The sequence below is a fragment of the Cupriavidus sp. SHE genome (genome assembly GCF_000812445.1).
Classification (GTDB): Bacteria; Pseudomonadota; Gammaproteobacteria; order Burkholderiales; family Burkholderiaceae; genus Cupriavidus; species Cupriavidus metallidurans.
The window spans coordinates 1-7,859 of sequence record NZ_JWMB01000102.1 but is presented as its reverse complement, the minus strand read 5'-3'; the positions used below and the strand labels follow the sequence as shown (position 1 = coordinate 7,859).

Annotated in this window: 7 protein-coding genes; all 7 read right to left on the bottom strand. The window is 63.3% G+C overall.

The genetic code is table 11. The features are described 5' to 3' along the window. On the bottom strand, positions 1-567 hold a 567-nt coding region (locus RN01_RS31495; protein ID WP_039016848.1), incomplete at its 3' end, for a TolC family protein. Next, positions 564-3,761 (bottom strand): efflux RND transporter permease subunit, encoded by a 3,198-nt coding sequence (locus tag RN01_RS31490; protein ID WP_017513299.1) that lies wholly within the window; start codon positions 3,759-3,761, stop codon positions 564-566. The genes RN01_RS31495 and RN01_RS31490, both read right to left, overlap by 4 nt. Continuing rightward, positions 3,758-4,996, bottom strand: a complete 1,239-nt coding sequence (locus RN01_RS31485) for an efflux RND transporter periplasmic adaptor subunit (RefSeq protein ID WP_017513300.1) — start codon at positions 4,994-4,996, stop codon at positions 3,758-3,760. Before RN01_RS31485 ends, RN01_RS31490 begins: the two co-directional genes overlap by 4 nt. A gap of 79 nt (positions 4,997-5,075) precedes the next feature. After that, positions 5,076-5,330 carry an RNA-binding protein gene (locus RN01_RS31480; protein ID WP_017513301.1) on the bottom strand — a complete coding sequence of 85 codons (255 nt, stop codon included), beginning with the start codon at positions 5,328-5,330 and terminating at the stop codon, positions 5,076-5,078. A gap of 129 nt (positions 5,331-5,459) precedes the next feature. Continuing rightward, positions 5,460-5,834, bottom strand: coding sequence for a response regulator transcription factor (locus RN01_RS31475; protein WP_024569362.1), 375 nt, complete (start codon positions 5,832-5,834; stop codon positions 5,460-5,462). A 122-nt stretch (positions 5,835-5,956) separates the two neighbouring features. Continuing rightward, on the bottom strand, positions 5,957-6,580 hold the full coding sequence (locus RN01_RS31470; protein ID WP_017513303.1) for a response regulator transcription factor: 624 nt from the start codon (positions 6,578-6,580) through the stop codon (positions 5,957-5,959). Next, entirely contained in the window at positions 6,543-7,454 is a 912-nt protein-coding gene (locus RN01_RS31465; protein WP_223277322.1) for a sensor histidine kinase, read from the bottom strand. Before RN01_RS31465 ends, RN01_RS31470 begins: the two co-directional genes overlap by 38 nt. Positions 7,455-7,859: the final 405 nt, after the last annotated feature.

Genomic DNA, 7,859 nt, shown 5'->3' with positions numbered 1-7,859 from the left:
CAGGCGGTTATCGAGATCCCGCAGCGTGATATAGGCGCTGGCCGTCGCGGCGACCACCGAGATTTCCGTGCTCCGACGCGCCAGTTCGCTGGCCTGCCAGTCAGCCTTGGCCGCCTCGGTCAGGCGGCGTATCCGGCCAAACAGGTCGATTTCCCAGGATGCGGTGGCGGCGACGTGCGTCTGGTTGAACGGGTTGTTGATCGGCAGCGCCGTGCCATTGGTGGTGCTGATGCGCTGGCGCCCACCGCCAGCCTCGATCCCCACCTGAGGGAACAGGCCAGACCGGGTGGTCATGACACGGCCGTAGTACTCCTCGACCCGTGCCGCGGCAATCAGCAAGTCCTTGTTGTTGGCCCGCGCTGTGGCAATCAGCCCGTCCAGCACCGGATCGTTCATCTGCGACCACCAATACGTGGCCGGTGTCTGCGCCACGCTGATACCTTCGTCCGCGAAGCGGTAGGCCTGCGGAACATCGACAGGCGGACGAACGTAGTCCGGCCCGACCGCGCACCCGCCGGCGGCCAGCGTGGCGAGAAGCATCAATCGGGACACCGTGCGGTGCTTCATGACGTGCCTCCCGGAGTAGCCTCGGTGTCACTCGCCGGCCCCGCCCCTGGCCCGGTCCCAGTCCCAGTGCCTGAAGCCGGCTGCTTGCCCTTCCTCTTCTCGCTGCGCTGCTCCAGGCCCCAGAAGAACATCGGGATGAAGAAGATGGCGATAACGGTCGCGCCGAGCATCCCGCCAATCACGCCGGTACCGAGCGACTGACGGCTGGCGGCGGATGCCCCGCTGGCGATGGCCAGCGGCACGCAACCCAGGATGAAGGCCAGCGAAGTCATGATGATCGGACGCAGACGCATCTTGGCTGCCTTGACCGCGGCGTCGAACGGGCCCAGCCCTTCCTTCTCTTGCATTTCCACGGCGAACTCGAAGATCAGGATGGCATTCTTTGCCGCCAGCGCGATCAGCACGGTCAACCCGATCTGGAAATACACGTCGTTTTCCATACCCCGCAGCAAGATGCCCATTAGCGCGCCAAACAACGCGAATGGCACCGCCAGCAGCACGCCCAGCGGCAACGACCATTTTTCGTACTGGGCGGCCAGGATCAGGAACACCATCAGCAATGCGAAGGCGAAGACCAGCGCGGCAGTGGACCCTGCCTTCTTCTCTTCGTACGCCTGTCCGCTCCACGCAAAGCTGTAGCCTTCGCCAAGGACTTCGTGGGCTACCTCTTCCATCGCTGTAAGCGCCTGCCCGGAGCTATACCCCGGTGCGGCGTCGCCAGTAATCTTCGCTGCGGGGAAGTTGTTGAACCGCGTGACCAGATCCGCGCCAGAGACCCAGCGCGAATTCGTCACGGCCTTGATCGGGACCATGTCTCCCTTGGCATTGCGCACGTAGACGTTGTCGAGGTCGTCGGGCCGCGAACGGTACTTGGGCTCCGCCTGCAGGATCACCTGGAACAGACGGCTGTTCTTCGGGAACTGGCTGACGTAGAGCGAGCCGAACATCGTCTGCAAGGCCGAGTAGACCGACTCTACCGCCACGCCCTGGGTTTCCGCGCGCTCACGGTCGAGGTCCACCAGCAACTGTCTGGAGCGCGTATTGATCGTGCTGGTCACGCCACGCAGTTCGGGCCGCTGATGGGCCTTGGCGATAAACGCCCTGACGCGTTCCTCGAGTTGCGGATAGGTGCCATCCCCGGTGCTTTGCAGCCAGAACTCGAAGCCGCCGGTCGTACCCAGGCCCGGGATCGATGGCGGATTGACCGGCACCACGACACCCTCGCGGTAGGTGGAGAACTCCTTGTTGGCCTTCGCGATCAGGTCCGCCGCGCTTTCGCCCTTGCCGCGCTCGCCAAAGCCCTTCAGGGTGACAAACAGCGTGCCGGCATTGGACTTGTTCTGCGAGTCGATCAGGCTGTAGCCGTCCGGTACTGCCACCGCCTTGACGCCCGGTTGCTTGGAGAACCAGTCCGCGGCGCGCGAGGACAACGCGGACGTGCGGTCCAGGCTGGCCGCATCGGGCATGATCACCGCGCCCAGCAGATAACCCTGGTCTTCCACCGGCAGGAACGACGACGGGATGCGCATGAACATCAGCACGCTGACTGCGATCAGCGCGGCCACGATTGCCAGCGATATCACCGAGCGCCGGATGATGAGCTGGATCGACCTGCCGTACCCTTCAACGAGCCGATCGAAACTGCGGTTGAACCAGCGGAAGAAGCGATTCTTTTCGTGGGAGCCCGGTTTAAGCAGGATGGCCGCCAGTGCCGGCGACAAGGTCAGCGCGACGACACCGGACAGCAGCACCGACACCGCCAGCGTAATGGCGAACTGCTTGTACAACTGGCCCGTGATGCCGGACAGGAACGCCACCGGGATGAACACGGCCAGCAGCACCAGCACGATCGCGATCACCGGGCCGCCCACCTCGTCCATGGCGTGCTTGGCCGCCTCTTTGGGCGGCATCTTGAACTCGACCATGTTCCGTTCGACGTTCTCGATCACGACGATCGCGTCGTCCACCACAATGCCGATGGCCAGCACCATCCCGAATAACGTCAGCATGTTGACCGAGAAGCCGAACGCCGACATGGCCATGAACGTGCCGATGATCGACACCGGCACGGCCAGAATCGGGACCAGCGTGGCGCGGAAGCTCTGCAGGAACAGGAACACGACCAGGATCACCAGGATCACCGCGTCGCGCAACGTATGCACCACCTCGTTGATCGACTCATGCACGAACTCGGTGGTATCCAGCGCGACTTCATACTCCATGCCCGGCGGGAAGCTCTTCTTCACTTCCTCCAGCGTTTTTCGGACCTGCTCGGCCACGGCCAGGGCGTTGGCGCCCGGCTGCTGATAGACCGCCAGCAGCGTGGCGGTCTTGCCCTTGTAGCGGCTGCGCAACGAATAATCCTTCGAGCCCAGTTCGGCACGGGCGACATCCTTGAGCCGCACCAGCGCTGCGTCACCCGAGGCGGCGCGCAGAATGATGTTCTCGAACTCGGCCGGCTCGGTCATCCGGCCCTTCGTCGTCACCGGGAAGGTCAGTGTGACCGGCCCGTCGGTGGGTGACTGTCCTATTCGGCCAGCGGAGAACTGCTCGTTCTGGTTGGCCACCGCGTTCTTGATATCTTCGACGGTGATGCCTAGCTGGGCCATCCGGTCCGGCTTCAGCCAGATACGCATGGCGTAGTCGGGCGTGCCGAAGATCGACGCCTGGTTGGCACCGGGGATGCGCTTGAGCGCATCGAGAATGTAGATGTTCGTGAAGTTATCGACGAAGGTCTGCGGATAGCTGTTATCCGGCGAATAGACCGCGATCACCATCATGAAGGCCGACGAACGCTTCTGCACGCTCACGCCCTGCTTGGTCACCGCGTCAGGCAACGTCGGCAGCGCCAGGTTCACGCGGTTCTGCACGTCCACCTGTGCCAGTGACGGGTCCGTGCCGATCTCGAAGTACACGGTCAGCGTCATGTTGCCGGTGGACGAACTGGTGGACGACATGTACAGCATGTTGTCCGCGCCGTTGACCTGCTGCTCGATCGGGGCCGCGACGTTCTGTGCCACCACGTCCGAGCTGGCGCCCGGATAGGTCGTGGTGACGGTGATGGTCGGCGGTGTGATGTCCGGGAACTGCGCGATCGGCAGGTTGACCATGGCAACCAGACCGCCAACGACGATGATGATCGACAGGACCGATGCGAAGATCGGACGGTCGATAAAGAAGTGTGAAAGCTTCATGACGTCGCCCCCTTCTCAGGGGCGGCGGTTGGGGCCGAAGCTGGCGTGGGCGCGGCGCCCGGGGGGCCAGGCGGCCGTTCGGTGGACACGGGCTGGGGAGGCGCGGCCACTGGCTTGAGGGGCGCGCCGGGGGCGAGGCGCACCGTGCCGTCGACCACCACGGTATCGCCTTCGCGCAGGCCGGAGCGGATGATCCAGTTGCCCTGCGCCCATTCGCCGACATCCACCACTCTGGTCTCAGCCTTGTTGTCCTTGCCGACGGTCCAGACAAACTGTCCACGCTGCCCTTGCACCACGGCCGCCTGCGGCACCGTGATCGCGCGCGTGCGCTCCGCGCCAAGCACGCGGACGCGCACGAATTGCCCCGGACGCAGCGCGCCTTCGGTATTCGGGAATTCCGCGCGCAGCAGATAGGTGCCAGTCTCGGAGCTGAACGATGCATCGGCAAACGTGATGTGGCCGCGCTTGCCATAGGTCGCACCATCCGCCAGCACGATCTCCACCTCCATCGAGCCGCGCGGCGGCATCTTCAACTGCCCGGACGCCTGCTGGGACTGGTACTGCAGGACCTCGTTCTCTGACAGACTGAAATTGACCCAGATTGGATCGAGTTTGGCGACGTAAGTCAGCAAGCTGTTGCTCGCGTCGATATACGAACCGACCTGCTTCTTGGCGTAGCTGGATAACCCGGAGACCGGCGCGGTGATCGTCGTGTAGTCCAGATTCAGACGGGCGTTTGTCACGTTGGCCTTGGCCTGCTCCACCGCGGCGGCGGCGCCCTGCTCCTGCCCAACGGAGTCGTCGAGATCCTTCTGGCTCAACGCATTCTTGGCCGCCAGCGGGCGCACGCGGGCAAGGTTCTGGCGCGCGGTGGTCAGGCGCGCCTGTTGCTGCGCCAGTTCGGCCATGGCCGCGTCCAGCGCGGCCTTGAATGGCTTCTGGTCCATGCGGAACAGCACCTGCCCCGCCTTGACCATCGTGCCTTCGGTATAGAGCCGTTGCTCCAGGAAACCGTTGACCCGCGCCCGGATTTCAACCTGCTGCGAGCTCTCGGTCTGCCCGACGAACTCGAACGCGACGGGTACGTCGTGGAGATCGACCTTGACGACCCCAACCTCGGTCACGGGCGGCGCGGCCGGCCCCTTCGCCTCCTGCTTTCCGCATCCCGCTACTGCCAGTGCGGTGAGGAACATGAACGCATACTGCCTGCCCTTGGACTCCAGCCCACTCGCCATTGCTTGCTCCTCCGCTACGCGCCCGCCTGCTTGCTGGCGCGTCCTCGCCGTCTGCGTGGTTGATGTGTTGCCTGCGTGGTCAGTTGAAGCGTTCTCTCAACACCAGCGCATTGATCCGGTGGCCATTCCAGAACACGTCATGGATGCGCGGGACGAAATGCTGCAACGCGGCTTCGTCCACGGCATGGAATGTCAGTGTGACCGCCGGGCGCGTACCGTCTCCTTCCTGGAGTTCGAATTCGTCGTACGCCGGAAACCCGTAACGACCGAGGAACTCTTTCACCTGCTCCTCGGTGGTATCCGGGTTGAGGTTGGAAATCATCAGAAGTGCCATGTTCGATCCTTGTCACGGCGCCAATGCCACGCGCGGCGGACGCATGTCGGCCCCGTATTGTTGAGAGTGTGCCGCTTCGAGTCTAAATCGCAATTGGACCAAGGACCAAATACCGTCACGTCAGATAACTCAAGACGTCATCACACCCCGCACGAGTTCGATGAGCTGTTGCGTATTGAAAGGTTTGCGCAGGTATCCAATTGCGCCGGCGGAGAGCGCCTTGTTGCGGGCCTCGGGCACGTCGTGGGCGGTAATGAAGATGATCGGCAATGACAATCCGCCGAGACGGCGCTGCACTTCAAGGCCGTCGAGATGGGGCATGCTGACGTCGAGGATCACGCACGCAGGCCGATAAGCCGGCTGTGACAGGATCTGGTCCAGGAATACCGTGCCGCTTGTGAAGGTATCGACAGCGATGCCGGCGGCGCGCAGCAACCGCGAGATGGCGCGCGCAACGGACTCGTCATCGTCGATAACCACCGCAAATTGTCCTGAAGACCCCATATCCGCGCCAGGTTAACGTCGACCGCGTAGACCGCGGGGAAGAAGTTGCCTTCCCCAAGGCTACGAGACACCGGCGTCCGGCGATATTGGACGATGGTCCAAACGGGGGAGCCAGCGCGGGGTCAGGTGCGCGCGACGATCCCCATGCCCATCTTGTCGGCAATGCGGACCAGGGCTGGAAGCGAGTCAACTTCGAGCTTTTGCATCACGTGCGCGCGATGCACCTTGATGGTCTTTTCCACGGTCCCAAGTTCGCTGGCCACCTGCTTGTTGCGCAGGCCCGACACGATCCAGCCCAGGACTTCACGCTCTCTGGGCGTCAGCCGCTCGATCTTCTGCCGCAGCACGCGGAGTTCGGCCTTGCGCGCGAACTGTTCCCGCGCGCGTTCACACGCCCGTTCGACCGCGGCCAGAAGCAGCCCGTCCTGCACCGGCTTCTCGAGAAAATCTATCGCGCCCGCCTGCATGGCCTGTACCGCCTTGGACACGTCGGCATGTCCGGTGAGGATGACGACGGGAACCCGCTGGCTCAGCGTCTGCTGCAAGGCGATGCCGTCCATGTCTGGCATCTGCAGGTCGACCACGGCACAGATCGGCGAATTCTCCAGTTCGACGTTATCCAGAAAGCGCTTGGCGGAATCGAAGCAACTGGTGTGATACCGATGGGCGCCAAGGACGCGTGCCAGGGCACGTCGCACACTGTCGTCGTCATCGACGATACATACCGTTGGCTGCATTGCGTTCATCGTTCTTTCCTCCGTGATGGAGCGGATGGATGCCGCGCGGTGCCAGTGGCAATACCGACCCGCGCAGGTCCTGCGACGCGTCTTCCGTGCGCAGCGATAGTTCAAAAGTCATACCCGTGTTGCTGTTGCGGATCGCCGACAGGCGTCCGCCATTGCGCTCCACCAGGGCGCGGCTGAAAGACAGCCCCAACCCCATGCCCTTGTGCTTCGACGAATAGAACGGCTGGAAGATACGCTCGAGCTGCCCCGGTTCGACGCCGCAGCCGTTGTCGCGCACCGAAACGACGACCATTCCATTGCGTTCCTGCGCCAGGATCGACGCTGAGCGTTCGCCGTGCGGGCGCACGGATTCGACCGCATCGAGAGCGTTGCTCAGCAGATTGAGCAGCACCAGCTGGATTTCCATCGGGTCGCCAACGGCGCGGGGCAGCGAATCGGCAACTTCGCGCGACACCAGAACGCTACGTGCCCGCGCATTGGCATCGACGAGGGCAATCGCCTGATCTACGACCTCGCCGACATTGAAGTGAATCGCCGAAGGGGCTTCGCCCAGGATCAATGCCCTCACCCGCCTGACGATCTCGCTCGCGCGAGACGCATCGGCGACGATATCGTCCAGGATCTCCCGCACCTCGGCGGGGTCGCAGGGCCCCGATGCCAGATACTCCCTGGCCGCCTGAGCATTGCTGGTGATAGCCGTCAGCGGCTGGTTCAGTTCATGCGCGATCGAGCCGGCTAGTTCGTTCATGCCGGGCGCGGGCGACAGATGGGCGATCTCCCTTGCATGGTTGCTGGATTGCACTGATTCCGTTGGCCCGCCGGAATGCGACCTGCGACGCCCGAAGCCGGGAACAATCGCGGCGGCGAACGCCACGCCGCTGGAGACGCCTACCAACAGGAAGGACAGCCATCGCATTGCTGTTGTCCTTCAGCGGTGGAGTGAATGAGGCTTGCTGCGTTGCCGCAAATGACGGCCGCTGCGGGCATTGGCCCGTGCGCGGACACGAGAGAGTTTCGCCACTGCAATCAGGGACGCCAGAGCCGACAGCACGACAGGCAGGACAACAAATGACATGACATCCCTCCAAGATGCTGGGGATGTCCCGGGAACGGAATAACGGCGTGTCGCCGCGCGCGAACATTGCAAGCCCGCGCGGCTATCCAGCTCGATACGGCATCCCTGGGGTCGTCTCAGAAAACGGAAAATAAAGCACGCTAAGGCATAGCCGAACCTGCCAAGCTTGCTCCACCCTGTAGTGACGCGATCAGCGGGCAGGAA

Coding starts and splice junctions, on each gene's coding strand:
- RN01_RS31490 (WP_017513299.1), bottom strand. CDS start 3,761: ATGAAGCTTTCACACTTCTTTATCGACCGTCCGATCTTCGCATCGGTC.
- RN01_RS31485 (WP_017513300.1), bottom strand. CDS start 4,996: ATGGCGAGTGGGCTGGAGTCCAAGGGCAGGCAGTATGCGTTCATGTTC.
- RN01_RS31480 (WP_017513301.1), bottom strand. CDS start 5,330: ATGGCACTTCTGATGATTTCCAACCTCAACCCGGATACCACCGAGGAG.
- RN01_RS31475 (WP_024569362.1), bottom strand. CDS start 5,834: ATGGGGTCTTCAGGACAATTTGCGGTGGTTATCGACGATGACGAGTCC.
- RN01_RS31470 (WP_017513303.1), bottom strand. CDS start 6,580: ATGAACGCAATGCAGCCAACGGTATGTATCGTCGATGACGACGACAGT.